Genomic DNA, 17,981 nt, shown 5'->3' with positions numbered 1-17,981 from the left:
CCCTGAAAAACCGATTTGCCAACATTCACGCCGCCCCGCAAGGGCGGCTATTCTTTCGCCCATCGCAACACCAGCAACGAAAGGACAACCCGTGCAAAACCTAGACAACATCGACAACAACGCGCAGCTTACCATTGCCGAACTGGAAACCAGCGCGGCACGCAAACGGCGCGGGCTTACCCGCCTGTCCGCCTCACAAATCCGCCGCCTTGAATCGCGCGGCCTATTCCCCCAAAGCCGCCAAATCACCGGCACGCGCAGCCGTTTCTATGTGGCGGGCGAAATCAAAGCATGGCTGCAACAGCAAGCGGAGGGGCAGGCATGAATACCCTGATAAACATCCCATTCCACAGCAGGCCCCTATGCCTGATAGATGCCGACGGCAAACCCTATGTAGTTGCGCCAATGGAGGAAACCGCATGAAAAACGCCCGAAACACCGGCAAAGGCATTTCAGGCGCGGCACAGAAAGCGAGCCGCCATTGTAACCCCTTCCGCCCCAACAGCCAATGCGCCGAAATTCTGGCCGTCCTGCAAAGCGGCAAAAGCCTCACCCATTACGAGGCCGCGCAGATGGGCATCATGGCCTTTACTGCCCGCATCAACGAAATCAGGGCGGCAGGCTTCCCCGTTGTCTGCACCATGCGCCCGTTTGAAAACAAACACGGCCACACCGTCAAGCGCGGAGTATTCACGCTGGCAGCCTGAAAGGCAAATGCGAAAACAACCCCATGCAAACCCCGTTTGCAACGTCAATCCCATGCAGTCCCCGATTTGAAAGACAACCCCATGCAAGCCAAACAACCCAAGCGCAACCCGCCCGCCCCCAAACCCTGCCTTGCCGCCTATGCCCTGCCAAGCGGAGAAGGCAGCCTGAATTACACCTTTACCCCATTAGGCTATTTCCCGACCAAACGCGCCGCAAAAGCCGCCCTTGCCGACATCATCGCGCAGCACCCCGCCGCCGTTTGGCTGGTGTTGGAAACCAAGCGCAAAACCCCTAGCGCGGTTTTCGACCTGCTGGCATCGGAGGCGCAAAAACGCGGTATAGGCCCCACAACCGAAAGCACGGAGAAGCAGCATGAAAACCGATAAAGCCGACATCATGGAACGCATCTGCGAGCTGCTGGCCGCAGGGCAGAGCATGGCGCAAATCTGCCGCAGCAAAGCCATGCCGGCGCAGTCCACCGTTTACCGCTGGATAGCCGAAAGCGCGGAATTTTCGGAGAGATACGCGCACGCGCGCGAGATGCAGGCCGATATGCTGGCAGATGAAATCATCGAGATTGCCGATTCATGCGAGCCGGAAGCCGCCGCAGTAGCTAAAGCCAAAGCGCGGATAGATGCCCGCAAATGGCTGGCCGCCCGCCTTGCGCCCAAGAAATACGGCGACCGCGTGGACGTATCCGCAGGCGTGGCCGTCAAAGTGGAAACGCGCAGCCTTGCCGACATTTTCAGCGAGCCGCAAAAGACGGAGGGGCAGCCGTGAACGCCCTGATACTCGACTACAGCGGCCTTGCCATGCTTGACAAACCCCCGCAGAGATTGCAGAATGCAGATTCTCTCTCAACACGTATAGCCGAAATCTGCACGGCTTGCAGATTTTTTTGCGCCACCATTTCCCAAAGGCCGCCTGTTTCAGGCGCAGCCGTCAAGTTATGGCGGGTGTGCGGTATCGGCAACGACCGCGCCGGACTATACGCCGGAGAGAGCACCCGCCCCCATATGGGCATTCTCAAATCTCAAACCGTATAGGAGGCCATCAAATGGCAAAACTTCAAACCAGCGCAGCCGCGCAATCTTCAATCCAAACTTCCCCCGTTTCCCATCAGGAAAAAACCGTAACCATTCCCCGCGCCCTTGCCGAACAGGCCGCTCACGGCCTGAATGATTTGGCGGGATTCGTGCAACACGCTTCCACCATCAAAGACACCGTTTTCCGTCTTTTGGGCGACTGCGACCCGCTTATCGCACGGCAGCTAATCATACTTGACGACCTTATCGCCAAAGCCGACGACATAAACGGCTTTGATTTGGCTACCGCCCTTTGGGAGCTTCCCGAAGCGGCAGCGCAATCCGATAGCGAAGCAGCCTAATCCCACCCCCGCAGAGGCTTTCAGACGGCCTTTGCGGGCATCCCCCCTACCCATCCCCGCCGCACAAAAGCCCGTATTGCGCCCCCACGGCGGGAGAAAGGCCGCACATGGACACCGAAGCCGCCAACCGCGCCATTTTGGCCGACGGCCTGCGCAGGCTGAATCTAGACTTTGCCGAACTGCAACGCATCGCCGATCTGCCGCCCTGCCCGATATGCGGCAAAACATCCTGCCCGCATCCCGAAAACCAAGCAACCGCCGCCCAAATGCGCAGCCTGCTGCATGCCGTGCTGGAAGCGGCAGGCGCAAGCCCCGAAAGCATGGGCATCCTGCCCGAAACGCCCGAAAGGAGAACGCAATGAAACCCTATATCGCCGTTGTAACCATCCCCAACCCCCGCCCCGTGGCCGGAGAAGCCTACACAGAGTGCTACGCCCCCATCGGCGAGTTTCCCACCCGCGAAGAAGCGGAAGCCGCCTGCGACATCTACGCCGCCCGCCATCCCGTTATCAAACGGCACATCAGCCAAACCCTGCCGCCCTTCTTCTTTCGCGGCGCAAGCCCCCGACGCCATCCTGATAGGGGCCGCCGAATGAACCGCCCCGACTTATCCGACCTCAAAGCCGCCGCGCAAGGCCGCTGGCCTGCCATCCATGCCGCGCTAGGCATCCCCGCCGACCTGCTGGACAAACGCAGACACCGTCCCTGCCCCCATTGCGGAGGCAAAGACCGCTACCGCTACACAGACTACCAAGACGGCGGCGGCTACATCTGCAACCAATGCACCCCCGAAGGCGGCAGCGGCTTTGATTTACTCATGCTGGTGTATGGCTGGACATTTGCCGAAGCCGCCCGCTAAGTGGCCGCCTTGCTTGGCATGAGTCCGTCTGAAAACCCGCCCGCCGCAAGGCAGCCTGAAAGCCCCGAGCCGAAACCCGACAAACAGCCCGAACTAATCCGCCTTTTCAACGCCGCCGCCCCGATAGACGGCACGCCCGCCGCCCTGTACCTCAAAGGGCGCGGCCTTTCGCCCGAACTGTTCGACGCCTGCCCCGATTTGCGCTACTGCCCCGCCTTGCCCTACTGGATAACCCGCTGCGCCGACAACCGCCCCGCCTGCATCGGCAGCTGCCCCGCCATGCTGGCCGCCATCCGCACCCCCGACGGCACATTGCAGGGCTTGCACAAAACCTACCTGCAAACAGACGGGCGCAAGTTCGCAGGCATCCACCCCGACACGGGCGACCCCCTGCCCGCCAAGAAAATGGCCGCCCGCTACGGCGGAGCATTGCACGGCGCGGCGGTACACCTTTACCCGCCCGATTTTCAAGGCCGCATCATCGCAGCGGAGGGCATAGAAACCGCCCTTGCCGCATGGCAGCTGTTCCAAACACCGGCCATAGCCGCCCTGTCCGCCCACGGCCTGCAAAACCTGCAATGGCCGCACGGCACGGAAACCCTGCTAATCGCCGCCGACAACGACCATAGTCAAACAGGCCGCAAGGCCGCCGAAGCCCTCACCCGCCGCGCTGCCCGCGCAGGCATAGGCGGCGGCATCTGGCAGCCTGAAACAGCGGGCTTTGACGCACTGGACGAACTGAACAGGCGGCAGGCCGCTACAAACGCCCCAAAACCGCCCGTATAGCCCGCTTCCCCATTCAGACGTCCCACCCCCTTACCCATGCGCCCAAACCGCAGGAAAACGCAACAGAGGCGCAGCAAACACAGAAAGCAGACACCATGAGCGCAGCAAACGACCCGTTAGCCCACTTTGAACCCGTGGCCGACCGCCCCTACTACGACTGCACCCGCAGCGGCGTTTACTACTGCCACATTGAAACCGACAAAGACGGCGGCATCATCGAAAAACCGCCCCTGCGCCTGTCCGACCAAATCGAACTAATCGGGCGGGGCATCGACGCGGGCGGCCACTACTACCGCATCATCCAATGGCGGGACACCCTCACCCGCCAAAGCAAAACCGCCGCGCTATCCTGCGCCGACATCGGCACACCGCCAAGCTGGCAGCGTCTGCAAGGATGGGGCATAACCGTCATGAGCGGACGGCGCAAACGCGAACTGCTGGCCGACTACCTGCAAACAGACGGCCAAACCACCCCATACACCGTAACCGATAAAGCAGGCTGGCACGGCGGCGGCTACATCCTGCCCAACGGCGAAACCATCGTTTCAGACAAAGAACACATCATCTACAACGGCGACCCCGCCCCCGCCTACACCCAAAGCGGCAGCCTTGCCGACTGGCAGCGCGAAATAGCCGCCCGCGCCGCCGGTAATTCCCGCTTGCTGCTGGCAATCGGCACGGCACTGGCCGCCCCGCTGCTGCACCTGTTCGGCGAAGCAAACGGCGGCTTCCACATCTACGGCGACTCATCCGACGGCAAAACCACCGCCGCCCTTGTCGGCCTGTCCGTCTACGGCACGCCCGCCGCCCTCAAACTCGCATGGCGCGGCACGGATTTAGGCTTTTCCAATGCCGCCCTTGCCCGCAACGACGGTTTGCTTGTTCTCGACGAAATCGGCGAAGCCCACCCCAAAACCGTAAGCAAAACCGCCTATTCCGTCATCAACGGCAAATCCAAGATTCAGGGCGCGAAAGAGGGCGGCAACCGCCCCGCCCAAGAATGGCGCATCCTGCTGTTCTCAACCGGCGAATACGCCCTGCAAGCCTACATGGAACGGGCGGGCGAAACATGGGAAGCAGGGCAGGCCGTGCGCCTTCCCAGCATCCGCGCCGCCGCCCGCTACGGCATCTTCGACACCCTGCACGGCCACCCCAACGGCGCAGCCCTTGCCGACCACCTGCAACAGGCCGCCCGGCAATACCACGGCACGGCCATCCGCGCATGGATAGCCAAACTGCAAACCCTGCCCGCCGACACCATCCGCGCCGCCTTTGAAGCATTCCTTGCCGCCCTGCCCGAGATGGACGGCCAAGCCGCCCGCGTCGCCCGCCGCTTCGCCCTTGCCGCCGCCGCGCTGGAACTGGCCGCCGACATAACCGCCCTGCCTGCCGGTGTCGGCATGGCCGGTATCAAGCAATGCTTTGACGAATGGCACGCCGACAACGGCAGCGGCAAACATGAAGACCACCAAATCATCCGCAACATGGCCGCCTTCATGCAGCAACACGCCCACGGCCTGCGCTTTGCCGACTGGCGCGACGAATACACCAACCGCGACCATGCAGGCTACCGCAAAGACAACGGGCAGGGCGAAAAGGCCGAATACTGGATAATCCCCGTCATTTTCGAGGACGAAATCATGAAGGGCAGAGACAAAAACAAAGCCTGCGCCGTCTTGCACGGCATCGGCTGGATGATGAAAGCGGCGGATGGCCGCTGGAAATGCAAGAAATACGGCAAAGGCCGCTTTTATGTACTGGCAGGCGCAGAAACCGCCCGAGGAATGAAAAAGGCCGTCTGAAAATCCCGTTGCAAGGTTTCAGACGGCCTCAAAGAACACAACTATCGTAAACCGCCCCCGAAAAGGGCGGTTTTTTTTTTGCCAAACCCGCAAAAGACCATTTGTTAAACTAACGTTAAGAAAACAGCCTAATTTAGTAATATCATAATGATAAATACCAAAAGCATAGATGAGACTTTTATCTCAAAAATACCAGCAAAAAAGTCAAAATTATAACAACTATAACAACCAGGCTTTTTCAGGATGTTATAAATTTATACATTAAAAACAAAGCCATAACAACCATAACAACCATAACAACCATAACAACCATAACAACCATTTTTGCGCAATTTATATATTTCACACCCTGCAATCTTAACATTAAATTAACAATAACACCTTTGCCCATCCAACCGCTTCATCATCCTGAAACCGTATTTTCAGACGGCCACACACAGAAGCGGCAAACACCCCCTACCAAGCGATTATAGGGTAACTTTTGGGGTAACATTTGCAGATTTATAAAAATTAAAATTATTTAAATCAATTATTTAATTAAAAAGTACGAAGTACCCCGCCTCCACCAAACCCACTATTCCGGCGTATGCAGGAATGACAAAAACCGCTAATCCGACAAAGATTTAGCGGTTTTTGTTGCCTGCCGTGTGGCGGAGGGTATTTTCAACGCGGCAGATGTCGTTTTAGGACGTAAAAACCGCCAAAACGTTGGATGCCAACAGACCTGTACATGCCGAATGACAAAAACCGCCAATCTGACAAAGGATTAGCGGTTTTTTGTTGTCTGCTGCAACCGAACTGCCTACTCGGCCTCGCCGAATCCGCGCAGATAGCCGGTGCGCTCGCGGGTTTGCTGCGCGTCGCATTGCAGGCGCAGGTATTCGGCGCGGGCGGGGTCGTCCGCTTTGGCGGCGGCGCGGCGGCAGGCGGTGTTTTTGCGGCCTATCCATTCGCGCTGTTCGTCTTGCAGGCTTTGTTGGACGGTGGGGTTGAGGCCGCGCCAGACGGCGTTGATTTCGCGCTCGGAGGCTTGCTGGTCGCTGCGGGCGGAGTCGAGTTCGGCTTCGGACACGGCGGGTTTGGGCGGTTCTGATTCGCGCGGCGGCGGCAGGATGTCGGGTGCGTCGGGTGCGGGCGGGGTGTTCTGCGCCGGAGTCGAGGCGGCGTTTTCGGCCGGCGCGGAGGCGGGTTCTTCGATGATTTCGATTTTGCCGCCATTTTTCGCCTGTTTCAGCGCGTCTTCGATGGAAACGGCTTTGCCGTCGATGAGCAGCAGGCTTTTGACGCCGTAGGGCAGCAGGGTGCCGGACAGGGCGTTGGCGGCGGTGTCGAGGCCGTTTTCGGCGTATTGGATGCCGAAACTGCCGTTTTCCTGTTTTTCAGGGGTGTATTTCAGGGTTTGGGCGAAAGTGCCGTTGTTGTAGGCGAGGCCGCTGCCGAGGATGCGTTCGGCGATGACTTTGTCGAGGGCTTTGTCGCCGTAGATGAGGGGGGCGTTGGTGTGGGCGGTTTGGAGGATGGCCGCCGGTACGGCGACGGCCAGTTCGGCCTGGCAGAAGGAGCGTGTGCCGCTGTTGTCCTGCTGCGGGTTGTTGAGGGAGACGGTGAGTTCGGAGGCGGCGGCGATGACTTTGTCGGCATCGACGAAATGGCGGATGTCGTTGTCGGCAAAGGTTCTGGCCTGCCCTTTTATGGCCTGTTGCAGGTTGTCACGGATGTTTTGCAAAACGGCGGGGTCGGCGCAGGCCAGATCGGCCGGTTTGGGGTCTTCCTTTTTGCCGCAGGCGGCCAGCAGGCAGACGAGGGCGGCGGCGGTGAGGACGGAAAGGCGGTTGGCGGTCATGGGTATCCTTTGCAGGCTGTGTCGGGGTTGGTTTTTCAGACGGCCTCAAACAAGGAAGGCCGTCTGAAAAGTCGCGCCATCATAGCAAAAGCACCCGTGCAGGTTAAGCCGCAGCAGGTGCTTTTGCTCACTGTTTACAGTTTGTTTATTGTTTCAGGAAATCGACGAAGCCGGAGAGAATCAGGGCGTTGATGATGTCCACGAAAAACGCGCCCACCATCGGCACAATCAGGAAGGCTTTGTGCGAGGGACCGAAGTTTTGGGTGATGGACTGCATGTTGGCCACTGCCGTGGGCGTCGCGCCGAGACCGAAGCCGCAGTGTCCGGCCGCCAGCACGGAGGCGTCGTAGTCGCGCCCCATCAATACATAGGTAACGTAGGTGGCATAGAGAATCATGACCACGGTTTGCACGGCGAGGATGACGGCCATCGGGCCGGCAAGGTCGGCCAGCTGCCACAGTTTCAAGTCCAACAGGGCGATGGCGAGGAACAGCGACAGCGAGGCGTTGCCGAACACGTCCACGGCGCGGTCGAACATATTCATTTTGAAGCCCAGCGTCAGCACGTTGCGCAGAATCACGCCGGCAAACAGTGCCCACACAAACTGCGGCATGCCGACAATCGCCAGCGCGACGCGGGTGGCGACGCGGGCAGCCATGCCGTCCGCACCCTCGGCCAGCGGCGTGAGGATGCCGACCATATACGGGCGGAACACGTCGTACATAATGGCCGACACGGCCAGGCAGGCGGCGAACATGGCCAGCGTTTCGATGGCGGAATTGGCGGTAATCAGGCGGGTTTGCTCGGCACGCTCGAACATATCGTCGGTGCTTTTGTCGGGATCGTCGTCGGCAATGTTGAGGCTGATTTTTTCCTGTTCCTCCTCGGTCAGCGGCTTGCGCCCCATTTTATTGATGAGGCGGCGGGCGACCGGGCCGCCGATCAGGCCGCCGAATACCAGCCCGAAGGTGGCCGCCGCCATGCCCAGGCCGGTTGCACCGACAAAGCCGTAGTTTTTCTCAAAAATGCTGCCCCACGCCCCGGCCGTGCCGTGGCCGCCGGTGAGCGTGATCGAACCGGCAATCAGCCCGATCAGCGGGTCTTTGCCCATCATCGTCGCCAAACCGACGCCGACAAAGTTCTGCACCAGGATAAACGCGCCCACAACCATGGTGAACACAATCAGCGGCAGGCCGCCCGCTTTGAGGCGGGAAAAATCGGCACTCAGGCCGATGGAAGTGAAAAAGACCAGCATAAAGGCGGTTTGCAGCGATTTGTCGAACTGGAAGCTCACTTGGAACAAAGCATGCAGAACGGTCAGCACCAGCGCGGCCAGCAGGCCGCTGGACACAGGCTCGGGAATGTTGAAATCGCGCAGGAATTTGATTTTTTTCACCATCAGCCTGCCGATGAGCAGAACGATGGTGGCGGCAATCAGGGTGTAGTAACCATTGAACACCCATTCGGTGTTTTGCATGAAACAGCTCCAATCTTTGTGCAAAGCAAAAAAAATGTTAAGGCGCGATATTAGGGCAAGCGTCAGGCTTTGTCAAAAAAGGATAAGGCGGCACAAACTGCCCCGCCAAAGGAAAAGGCCGTCTGAAAAAACCGTGTTTGGGTTTTCAGACGGTCTTTTATGCCCCTATTGACGGTTTATGGCAGACACACGGGAAACGCATCCGCGCAGACGGCTTTCCACCCAAAGGCAGCACACGCGTTTCCTGCCATTCAAAGGCCGTCTGAAAATCTGGAAACTAGGCTTTTCGGCCTATGCCGCTAAGGTAGGGGGTGTGGCGCAGCCACGCACGCGGTTTGGGCTTTTTGGAAAAGCGCGCATTTGTTGAAGCGGTAGGGAGCGCGTGCGTCGCCTCGGGGCGACACACCCTACCTTGGATTCGGCATGGGTTGGATGGGAAACAGGCCGTCTGAAAAGCGGATTCGGTTTTTGGGCTTCGCTAAAACTGCGTTTTCAGACGGCCTCATCGATATTTCCGCCACACACCAAAAACCGCGTGCGTCGCCTCGGGGCGACACGCCCTACGTAACGGCAGAGGCCGTCTGAAAAACCGTTTGCGGTTTTTCAGACGGCCTTTTGCGTGCTGCCGCTTTATTTATCTGTCTGTTTCGTTTTGCGCCAGAGCCAGAGCCTGCAAACGCTGGTTTTCCGCGCCGGTGGTGTCGCCGGTTTGGTCGAAGACTTTGGCCAGGGCGAGGCGTGCCTGCGGGGTGTCGCGTTCGGCGATGCCGGCTTCGAGGTAGCCCTGCGCTTTGCCCCAAAGCTGTTTGCCGTAGGCCAGCAGGCCGAGGCTGACCAGCAGGTCGGCGTCTTTGGGGCGGGTTTGCAGCCAGCCTTCGGCGGCGTCTACGGCTTTACGCTGTTCTTTGTCGGCAAGGTAGGCCACGCTTTGCACGAAGGGCGGCAGCAGGGCGGGCTGGCCGTTTTGCGGGTAGTATTTTTCCACCCAGGCGGCGGCGGACTGGTAGAGGCCGAGGTTTTCGTATTTTTCGGCCACGGCGGCGCACAGGCTGCCGGATTTCAGGGGGTCGGGGATGCGTTTGAGCACGCGTTTGAGACCGTCGGCGTCGCTTGCGCCGGCCAGCAGGCGACGATAGGCCCAGTCGCGGTATTGCGCGGCTTCGCCGGTGTTGGCGGCGTGCTGTTTTTCCAGTTCGGCGGTTTGGGCGAGCACGGCTTCGGCGTCGCCGTGGTCGAAGGCGTAACGCAGTTGCAGGCGCAGCAGGCGGGTCAGACGGGGGCTGATTTTGGCGGCGGCGGCAAGGTTGCTTTCGGCGGCGGGGTAGTCGCAGCGGTTGAGCGCGTCTTCGGCCAGCATCAGGTAGCGTGAGAGCTGGCGGTCGGCGGGCAGTTCGGCGATTTCTTCGAGATAGCGGCCGCGCAGTTCGGCATCGTTCATGCGGTCGGCGGCGTGGGCGGCGATCATCAGGGCGAGGGCGCGGATTTCGCCCGCTTCTTTGTTTTTCAACACTTTCGCCGCTTCCTGCTCGGCTTTTTGGTAGCGGCCTTCAAAATAGGCCAGACCGGCGGCGTTGAGGCCGATGCCTGCTTTGCGCTCTCTGCGGGATGTGCCGAAGCGTTGCAGGCGGGCGGGGATGCCGGCGAGGCCGCCGAGAAACTGCACCAGTATGTAGAACAGAACGACGGCCAGAATCAGCGCGGGCACGAACAGTTTCAGATCCACGCGCGCCAGTGTCGCGCCGATTTGGAAATAGACGTTGCCGCTGAACATGGTGGAGGCGACGGACAGGCCGACGGCGGCGGCGAACAGGATGAGTATCCAAAGCAGTGCTTTCATGCCGCACCGCCTTTCGCTTTGGCCGGTTCGGAGGCTTTGTGTTCGGCGGGTTTGGCGTTTTCGGCGGGTTTGGCTTTGGCTTCATCCGCTTTGGCTTTTTCCGGCTCGGGTGTTTTGGCGGGGGCGGAGGCGGCCTGCCCAGCGGCGGGCGCGGTTTGCGCGGCGGGGGCGGAGGCTTCGTTTTCAGACGGCCTTACTGCGGGCGCGGAGGCTGGTGCGGGCGCGGAGGCGGAAGCCGCGTTTTCGGCCGGGGCGGCGGGCTTGGCCTCGGGCAACGGCACGGCCTGCGTACCGCGCACGGTGTCCTGATACTGGCGCACGGCGGCGAGGCTGGCTTTGAGCGCGTCGTTGGAAACCAGGCGCATGTCCAGCGATTTGAGTTCGGCCAACTCTTTGAGCCATGCCTGCGTGGCGGGCGAGTTGGTGTCGAAATAGCGGCGCACGGCGGTTTCGGCGGCGTTGAGGTCGCTCAGGTACACTTCGCCGTTGTGCTGCATCAGGGCGGTGCGGGCGTCGATCAGGCGCAGGCGCAGGTTTTCGCGTACGAAATACGCCTGCTCGGGGGCAAGCAGCATGGCGTCGCTGTTATCGAGTTTGCGCACCTCCACCAGCGCGCCCAGCCCGTGCAGGGTTTTGCTCCATGTGCGCTGCCACCACGAGGCGTTCGGGTCGTCCTGCGGGGCGGCTTCTTCCGCGCCCGGCTGCAAGGTGCTTTCCAGCACCAGCGGCATGCCGGAGACGGCGGTTTCCAGCCGGTCCAGCCGCAGGGCGGTGCCGGTAACGTCGAGATAGGGGCGGTTTTTCAGGGCGGCCAAATCGCTGCTCACCGCCTGTTTGATGGGCAGCAGGTCTGCCTGCTCGAAGCGGTTCAGACGGCCTTCGATGTTTTCCAATACGGTAACGGCCACGGGGACGTTGCCCGACAGCAGGAGCTGCTGCGAGGCCATGTTGAGCGTGGCTTCGGTTTCGTCCACCAGCCAGTCGGCGCGGCTGCGCAGCAGTTCGCGGTAGGCGGCGGCGGCGTTGTCGATTTGTTCCTTATTCGCCCGCTGGCCTTCGGAAAGCTGCATCAGGGCGGCGGCCAGCTCGTTTTGGCGGCGGCCGGTTTCTTGCAGGATTTTGGCGTTTTCGCTCTCGCCCACGGCGGCCTGATCGATTTTCTGGTTGAAGGCCATTTCCTGCGTTTTCAACACGTTCTGCCCCTGCACGAACAGGAATCCGCCCGTACCCAAAGCGAGGAGCGCGAGCACCAGCGCGCCGGCGGCCAAGCCTTTGCCGCCGGACTGCTGGATGATGACGGGTGCGGGTGCTTGGGTTTGGGCGGTTTCGCGTTCTTCCTGCGCGGCGGGTTTCGTGTTTTCCTGCTGCGGTGCGGACGCGTTTTCAGATGGCCTGTTTGCGTTTCGGCCGTCTGAAACGGTGGGGGTTGGGTTTTCGCTGGCTTCGTTGCCGTTTTCTACGGCTTTGTCGGTTTCTTGTCCGCTCATCGGCTTTGCTCCGTGTAACGTTTTAAAGTGTCGGCGGCCAGTCTTCCGACCACGGCCGCCCGTTTCGCGCCCGCCGCATATAAGGCATCGGCCACGCGCTGATGGTTGGTGAAGTATAGCAAGGATTGCAGGATTTGCGTAAACGCCGGCCCGGCCTGTGTAAAGAGGCCGCGCACCGCTTCGGCGGAGGCCACCCATGCCGCGTCGGGTTCGGCTTCGGCCACGGCCTGCCAGTTTATGCTTTGCGGCCGTCTGAAATACACTTCGGCAAACCCGACGGCAAAGCCGCGCCGGCGCAGGTTGTCGGCCAGAAAGCCGCGCCCGCCTTTCCCGCGCACGATCAGGACGTTTGCCCCGCGCGGCAGGCTGTCCCACACCGCCATGCGCAGCACGGCTTCGCTGTCGCTGCCGGTGTCGGGCGACAAAACGGGGTGCGGGCAATATGTCTGCAAAGCCTGCCGGCTGCCCTGCCCCACGGTAATCTGCGCTTTGCGGCCGTCTGAAAAATCCAGATGCGGCGCGGCCACGGCCACGGCGGAGGGGCTGACCCAAAACACGGCGTCGGCCGTCTGAAAACGCGGCGGCAGCGCGGCCAGCGCGGCGGGGTCGGCCTCGACGGCAAACGGGGCGGCGGCCACGCCGCGCCAGCCGGCTTCGGCACAGATGCGCAGGTCGGCGGCGGCCTGTTCGGGCGGGCGGACGATGAGGAGGGTGGGCATGGCGGTTTGGAAACGGATTGCGGCAAAACGGGAAAAGACGGGACGGCGCAATGCGTCCCGCCTGTTTTCAGACGGCCTTATTTTTTGAGGTCGGCCAGAATCTCGTCCACCGTTTTCTTCGCGTCGCCGAAGCACATTACGCTGTTTTCATTGAAAAACAGCGGGTTCTGCACGCCTGCGTAGCCGGTGTTCATCGAGCGTTTGAAGATGACGACTTCTTTGGCTTTCCACACTTCCAGCACGGGCATGCCGGCAATCGGACTGTTGGGGTCGGTTTGCGCGGCGGGGTTGACGGTGTCATTTGCGCCGATGACCAGCACCACATCGGTTTCGGGGAAATCGCCGTTGATTTCGTCCATTTCCAGCACGATGTCGTAGGGCACTTTCGCCTCGGCCAAGAGCACGTTCATGTGGCCGGGCAGGCGGCCGGCGACGGGGTGGATGCCGAAGCGCACTTCGGTGCCGTTTTTACGCAGAAGCTCGGTGATTTCGGCCACGGGATACTGCGCCTGCGCCACGGCCATGCCGTAGCCCGGGGTGATGATGACGCTTTTGGCCTCTTTGAGCATTTCGGCCACCTGCGCGGGCGTGGCTTCGCGGTATTCGCCCACTTCCTCACTGCCCGCAGCGGCGGCCGCGCCGTCGGTGCCGAAGCCGCCGGCAATCACGGAAACAAAGGAGCGGTTCATCGCCTTGCACATGATGTAGGACAGAATCGCGCCGCTGCTGCCGACCAGCGCGCCGGTTACGATCAGCAAATCATTGGAAAGCATAAAGCCCGCCGCCGCCGCCGCCCAGCCGGAGTAGGAATTGAGCATGGAGACAACCACCGGCATGTCCGCGCCGCCGATGGAGGCGACCAGATGCCAGCCGAAGGCGAAGGCGATTGCCGTCATCAGCAGCAGGGCGAAGCCGCTGCCGCCTGCGGACACGAACACCAGCAGCAGGACGAACGACACCAAGAGTGCGGCCAGGTTCCATTTGTGTTTGTGCGGCAATTGCAGCGGCGCGCTGCTGATTTTGCCGTTGAGTTTGCCGAAGGCCACCAGCGAGCCGGTGAAGGTAACCGCGCCGATAAAGATGCCGAGGAACACTTCGACCAGGTGGATGGTTTCCATATCGTGCGGCACGCTGCCCGGCTCGATGTAGCTGTTGTAGCCCACCAGCACGGCGGCCAGGCCGACGAAGCTGTGCAAGAGGGCGATCAGCTCGGGCATTTCGGTCATTTCCACCTTTTTGGCCTTGTAAATGCCGATTGCGCCGCCCGCCAGCATGGCGATGATGATCCAGCCGACGGCCTGCGTCTGCTCGGCAAACACGGTTACAAACAGGGCGACAGCCATACCGGCGATGCCGGCATAGCAGCCCTGCTTGGCGGTTTCCTGCTTGGAAAGCCCTGCCAGCGAGAAGATGAAGAGGATGGCGGCAACGATATATGCCGCCGTTACAAAGCCTTGGGACATTGCGTGTTCTCCTTAACGGGTCGGATTGGTAAAGAAACCGGTGGTTTCAGCTTCGTTAAAGCTGCGCGTTCAGGCTGGCTTTGAGGCCGTCTGAAAACAGAAAAACGGGATTGAGCCGCGCCGCAGCCGTGTTTTCAGACGGCCTGCATGCCGTCCTGCCTGCAAAGGCGGGCATCTTATCCGACTTTGGGCATGATTGGGGAAAACGGGCTGTTTTTTTTCGGCGTCGGGCGGTTTGCCCGGCTTTCAGACGGCCTTTGGGGCGGAAACCGCGTGCATCGCCTCGGGGCGGCACACCCTGCGGATAATCCGGCCTGCGCTTGCTTATTTTTTCATCTTCGGGCGGAACGAATGCTTGGCATCAAAGCCTTTGCCGGTGATTTTAATGCTGTCGGGCAACGGCGCGGGCAAATCGGCGCGGGCGCGGCGGTCAAACACCGGAATGGGGTCTGTGCCGTATTTAGCGACTTTGAAGTCGTAGAAATCTTTAAATTTGCTGATTATTTTCATGTGGTTGCTCTGTTTCAGCAAGTGCAGTCCGCATGGTGTAGGGTATGTCGCCCAAGCAACGCCCGCGTTTTTAGCCATTGACAGGCCGTCTGAAATCTTCAATGCCGTTTTTCAGACGGCCTCTGCGGTTCGGCAACCGTGTGCGCGGCTGCGCCACACACCCTGCGGATGAACCGCGCTGCGCTTGCTTGTTCGGCATTGTTTATAAGCCGTCGGTCAGTTCGCGCACGATACCTTCGTTGATGCCCGGTGCGCCGTGCCAGGCTGAGGCGGGGAAGACGGGGTCGGCGCGGGCGGGGAGGCGGCTGTGCAGTTCGTCTTCGTAACGGCGGATTTGGTCGTAGGGGTAAAAGGCATGCAGGATGCTGTAATCGGGGGCGAGGCGGTTGGGGAGCACGCCCGGTTCGGCCAGGATGCGCACCAGCCATGTGCGGTCGGTTTCGTTGCTGCCGGGCAGGATTTTTTCGCTGCCTAGGCGTTTGATGAGGGCATGGGCGGTTTCGTTGGCATCAGCGCTGCGGACGGTGTCCAGCAGGCGGTGGAAAACGGCGGTTTCTTCGGGGTTGCCGTCGTCTTCGTCGTTTTGGTTTTCCCAACGGTAGATTTTGGCGAGGGTTTTGATGAGTTGGGGGGTGAGCATGGTGTTTTTTCCTGATTGTGTTTTTCAGGCTGCCTTTGGCGTTCGGAGGCTGCGTGTGTGGCAAGCCGCACACCCTGCGGATGCCCCGCGCTGCGCTTGCTTCGGAGGCCGTCTGAAATCTCTAATGCGGTTTTTGATTTCGCCGAAACTGCGCTTTCAGACGGCCTGTTCGTTTTCCGCCGCGCCGTTTTCGTTTGCGGTTTGGCTGTGAAACTCACGCGCCTGCCGCTGGGCCTGTTTGCCCAAGTCGTCGAGCATCAGGCCGACGTATTCGGGGAAGATGGCGGCCGCGCCGAGTTTGGCGCGGGCGGCTTCGGTGGCGGGCATCAGGCTGGGGATGGGGGTGGACTGGTCGATTTCGCCGTCCCATTCGATGATGAAGCGGCGGTTTTCGTAGCGGATGGGGGCAATCGGGCATTCGCGTTCGCGCCGCACGAGGCAGAGGGCTTGGCGGGTGAACACGTCGTACAGCCAGCCGTCGCCGTGGTCGGTGGTGAACAGCAGGAAGGCGGAGGGCTCGGCGGTCTCGAAGCCGGTGGCGGTAACGTAGTCTTCGCCGCGCCGGACGTGTTCTTCCAAGGTGAGGCATTCTTCGGTGAGCGGGGTGCGGCCGTAGCGTTCGCCTGCGGCATGGCAGGCTTGGGCGTGCGACCAGTTTTGGTAGCCGGCTTCTTTGGCCGCTGCCCCCAAAAGCGCGTTCATTTGGCCGCCGTGTTTGGCCTGCTGCTTTTTGGCCTGTTTTTTCAGGTGTTCGAGGGTGTCATCGGTGGTATGGATGTATTTCATGGTTGCGCCTTTGCGTTTTGCGGTTTTTTTTTTGTAAAAGAGGCCGTCTGAAAAACCGTTTTTCTGTTTTTCAGACGGCTTCTGTGCGCGGCATCAGCCTTTGCGGAACATATTGAGCATTCTGCGGGTTACGAAGAAGCCGCCGAAGATGTTGATGCTCACCAGCAGGATGGCGGCGAAGGAAAACAGCGACACCCAGCCGTTGCCCTGGCCGATTTGCAGCAGCGCGCCGACCACGATGATGCCGGAGACGGCGTTGGTTACCGACATCAGCGGGGTGTGCAGCGAGTGGCTGACATTCCACACGACGTAGTAGCCGATGACGCAGGCCAGCACGAACACGATGAAGTGGTTGAGGAAGGCGGCGGGGGCAACCGCGCCCATCCACAGCACGAGGACGGCGGCGATGACGGCGGGGGCGAGTTTTTTCCACGCGGGTACGGGTTTGGGCTCGGGTTTGGCCGCCGCAGCTTTTTCAGACGGCCTCTGCGCCTGCTGCGGCGCGGCGGAAACCTGTATCGCGGGGGGCGGGAAGGTGGTTTCGCCGTCGCGGGTTACGGTCATGTTGCGGATGATGACGTCCTCGAAATCCAGCGCGATTTCGCCGTCTTTGTTGGGCGAAAGCAGCTTGGTGAGGTTGACGAGGTTGGTGGCGTAAAGCTGGGACGACTGCCCCGCGAGGCGGTTGGCCATATCGGTGTAGCCGATGATTTTCACGCCGTTGTCGGTAACAAACAGTTCGCCGGGTTTGGTCAGCTCGCAATTGCCGCCGGTGGCCGCCGCCAAGTCCACAATCACCGAACCGGGCTTCATGCTCCGCACCATTTCGGCGGTAATCAGCTTGGGCGCGGGTTTGCCGGGGATGGCGGCGGTGGTGATGATGATGTCCACCTCTTTGGCCTGCTCGGCAAACAGCTTCATTTCGGCGGCGATAAATTCGTCGCTCATCACTTTGGCGTAGCCGTCGCCCGAGCCGCCGCTTTCCTGCGGGAAATCCAGTTTCAGGAATTTGCCGCCCATCGATTCGATCTGTTCTGCCACTTCGAGGCGCGTGTCAAACGCGCGAACTACTGCGCCCAACGAGTTGGCCGTGCCGATGGCCGCCAAGCCCGCCACGCCCGCGCCGATCACCAAAACCTGCGCGGGCGGCACTTTGCCTGCGGCGGTAATCTGGCCGGTGAAGAAACGGCCGAAGGCGTTGGCCGCCTCAATCACGGCGCGGTAGCCGGAAATATTGGCCATCGACGAGAGTGCGTCGAGCGACTGGGCGCGGGAGATGCGCGGCACCATGTCCATCGCCAGCACGTTGACTTTTTTGTCGGCCAGCTTCTGCACCAGCTCGGGGTTTTGCGCCGGCCAGATAAAGCTGACCAGCGTCTGCCCCTCTTTCAGGCGGCGCATTTCGTTGCCGTTGGGCGCGTTTACCTTGTACACCAGCGGGCATTTCCACACCTCGGCGGCAGTGCCGGTTTGCGCGCCCGCCGCTTCGTAGGCCGCGTCGTCCAAACTCGCCGCCGCGCCCGCGCCGTGTTCGACGCAGACTTCAAAGCCGAGCTTTTTAAGCTGGGAAACAGTGGCGGGCGTGCAGGCCACGCGGGTTTCGCCGGAGAGGGTTTCTTTCGGAATGCCGATCATCATCTTGAATGCTCCTTTACGGGGGACGTTTTGAATACGGGA

General features: G+C 60.8%; 20 protein-coding genes. 10 read left to right on the top strand and 10 right to left on the bottom strand.

All coding sequences use genetic code 11. The features are described from left to right. Nucleotides 1-91: 91 nt before the first annotated feature. The 9 genes from H3L91_RS05980 (at nt 92) to H3L91_RS05945 (ending at nt 5,542) form a co-directional block, all read left to right on the top strand. The gene (locus H3L91_RS05980) at nt 92-325 is read left to right on the top strand and encodes a helix-turn-helix transcriptional regulator (protein WP_007342708.1); all 234 of its coding nucleotides are present in this window, start codon (nt 92-94) and stop codon (nt 323-325) included. Between the two features lie 94 nt (nt 326-419). Then, nucleotides 420-707, top strand: a complete 288-nt coding sequence (locus H3L91_RS05975; RefSeq protein ID WP_007342707.1) for a helix-turn-helix domain-containing protein — start codon at nt 420-422, stop codon at nt 705-707. Nucleotides 708-788: 81 nt separating this feature from the next. Then, a complete protein-coding gene (locus H3L91_RS05970; RefSeq protein WP_007342706.1) occupies nt 789-1,094 on the top strand; it encodes a hypothetical protein in 306 nt (101 codons plus the stop codon). Next, nucleotides 1,081-1,488 (top strand): terminase small subunit-like protein, encoded by a 408-nt coding sequence (locus tag H3L91_RS05965; protein ID WP_007342705.1) that lies wholly within the window; start codon nt 1,081-1,083, stop codon nt 1,486-1,488. Before H3L91_RS05970 ends, H3L91_RS05965 begins: the two co-directional genes overlap by 14 nt. A 277-nt stretch (nt 1,489-1,765) precedes the next feature. Continuing rightward, on the top strand, nt 1,766-2,095 hold the full coding sequence (locus tag H3L91_RS05960; protein WP_007342703.1) for a hypothetical protein: 330 nt from the start codon (nt 1,766-1,768) through the stop codon (nt 2,093-2,095). 107 nt (nt 2,096-2,202) lie between these two features. Further along, on the top strand, nt 2,203-2,457 hold the full coding sequence (locus tag H3L91_RS05955) for a hypothetical protein (protein ID WP_182109900.1): 255 nt from the start codon (nt 2,203-2,205) through the stop codon (nt 2,455-2,457). Then, the gene (locus tag H3L91_RS12345; RefSeq protein WP_007343960.1) at nt 2,454-2,954 is read left to right on the top strand and encodes a primase-helicase zinc-binding domain-containing protein; all 501 of its coding nucleotides are present in this window, start codon (nt 2,454-2,456) and stop codon (nt 2,952-2,954) included. Before H3L91_RS05955 ends, H3L91_RS12345 begins: the two co-directional genes overlap by 4 nt. Then, nucleotides 2,955-3,740 carry a DUF7146 domain-containing protein gene (locus tag H3L91_RS05950; RefSeq protein WP_007343961.1) on the top strand — a complete coding sequence of 262 codons (786 nt, stop codon included), beginning with the start codon at nt 2,955-2,957 and terminating at the stop codon, nt 3,738-3,740. Nucleotides 3,741-3,835: 95 nt separating this feature from the next. Continuing rightward, nucleotides 3,836-5,542, top strand: a complete 1,707-nt coding sequence (locus H3L91_RS05945; protein WP_182109898.1) for a DUF927 domain-containing protein — start codon at nt 3,836-3,838, stop codon at nt 5,540-5,542. A gap of 802 nt (nt 5,543-6,344) precedes the next feature. Here the strand turns inward: H3L91_RS05945 and H3L91_RS05940 are convergent. After that, nucleotides 6,345-7,385, bottom strand: a complete 1,041-nt coding sequence (locus tag H3L91_RS05940; protein WP_007342700.1) for a lysozyme inhibitor LprI family protein — start codon at nt 7,383-7,385, stop codon at nt 6,345-6,347. A gap of 145 nt (nt 7,386-7,530) precedes the next feature. Beyond that, nucleotides 7,531-8,862, bottom strand: a complete 1,332-nt coding sequence (locus tag H3L91_RS05935) for a sodium/glutamate symporter (protein WP_007342698.1) — start codon at nt 8,860-8,862, stop codon at nt 7,531-7,533. A 423-nt stretch (nt 8,863-9,285) separates the two neighbouring features. Between H3L91_RS05935 and H3L91_RS05930 the strand changes: the two genes are divergently transcribed. Further along, complete coding sequence (locus H3L91_RS05930; RefSeq protein WP_182109896.1) at nt 9,286-9,447, top strand: hypothetical protein; 162 nt, start codon at nt 9,286-9,288, stop codon at nt 9,445-9,447. 49 nt (nt 9,448-9,496) lie between these two features. Here H3L91_RS05930 and H3L91_RS05925 read toward each other — a convergent pair whose 3' ends face one another. The 8 genes from H3L91_RS05925 to H3L91_RS05890 all read right to left on the bottom strand — a co-directional run bounded on the left by H3L91_RS05925 (nt 9,497) and on the right by H3L91_RS05890 (nt 17,942). Next, on the bottom strand, nt 9,497-10,699 hold the full coding sequence (locus H3L91_RS05925) for a heme biosynthesis HemY N-terminal domain-containing protein (RefSeq protein ID WP_007342695.1): 1,203 nt from the start codon (nt 10,697-10,699) through the stop codon (nt 9,497-9,499). Next, complete coding sequence (locus H3L91_RS05920) at nt 10,696-12,186, bottom strand: uroporphyrinogen-III C-methyltransferase (protein WP_007342694.1); 1,491 nt, start codon at nt 12,184-12,186, stop codon at nt 10,696-10,698. The genes H3L91_RS05925 and H3L91_RS05920 overlap by 4 nt, the downstream gene beginning before the upstream one ends. Further along, nucleotides 12,183-12,956, bottom strand: coding sequence for a uroporphyrinogen-III synthase (locus H3L91_RS05915; protein ID WP_007342693.1), 774 nt, complete (start codon nt 12,954-12,956; stop codon nt 12,183-12,185). The genes H3L91_RS05920 and H3L91_RS05915 overlap by 4 nt, the downstream gene beginning before the upstream one ends. Before the next feature lie 26 nt (nt 12,957-12,982). Then, a complete protein-coding gene (gene pntB, locus H3L91_RS05910; RefSeq protein ID WP_007342692.1) occupies nt 12,983-14,368 on the bottom strand; it encodes a Re/Si-specific NAD(P)(+) transhydrogenase subunit beta in 1,386 nt (461 codons plus the stop codon). A gap of 324 nt (nt 14,369-14,692) precedes the next feature. Beyond that, nucleotides 14,693-14,956 (bottom strand): hypothetical protein, encoded by a 264-nt coding sequence (locus H3L91_RS05905; RefSeq protein ID WP_244958487.1) that lies wholly within the window; start codon nt 14,954-14,956, stop codon nt 14,693-14,695. Between the two features lie 124 nt (nt 14,957-15,080). Beyond that, nucleotides 15,081-15,518 (bottom strand): hypothetical protein, encoded by a 438-nt coding sequence (locus H3L91_RS05900; RefSeq protein WP_007342688.1) that lies wholly within the window; start codon nt 15,516-15,518, stop codon nt 15,081-15,083. 156 nt (nt 15,519-15,674) lie between these two features. After that, nucleotides 15,675-16,304: a hypothetical protein gene (locus H3L91_RS05895; protein WP_007342687.1), complete on the bottom strand. Its 630-nt coding sequence runs from the start codon at nt 16,302-16,304 to the stop codon at nt 15,675-15,677. A 93-nt stretch (nt 16,305-16,397) separates the two neighbouring features. After that, nucleotides 16,398-17,942, bottom strand: a complete 1,545-nt coding sequence (locus H3L91_RS05890; protein WP_007342686.1) for a Re/Si-specific NAD(P)(+) transhydrogenase subunit alpha — start codon at nt 17,940-17,942, stop codon at nt 16,398-16,400. Between the last annotated feature and the right edge of the window lie 39 nt (nt 17,943-17,981).

The organism is Neisseria bacilliformis (genome assembly GCF_014055025.1).
In the GTDB taxonomy this organism is placed as follows: Bacteria; Pseudomonadota; Gammaproteobacteria; order Burkholderiales; family Neisseriaceae; genus Neisseria; species Neisseria bacilliformis.
Note: the sequence above shows the minus strand (reverse complement) of the source record. Positions and strands in the feature narration are given on the sequence as shown.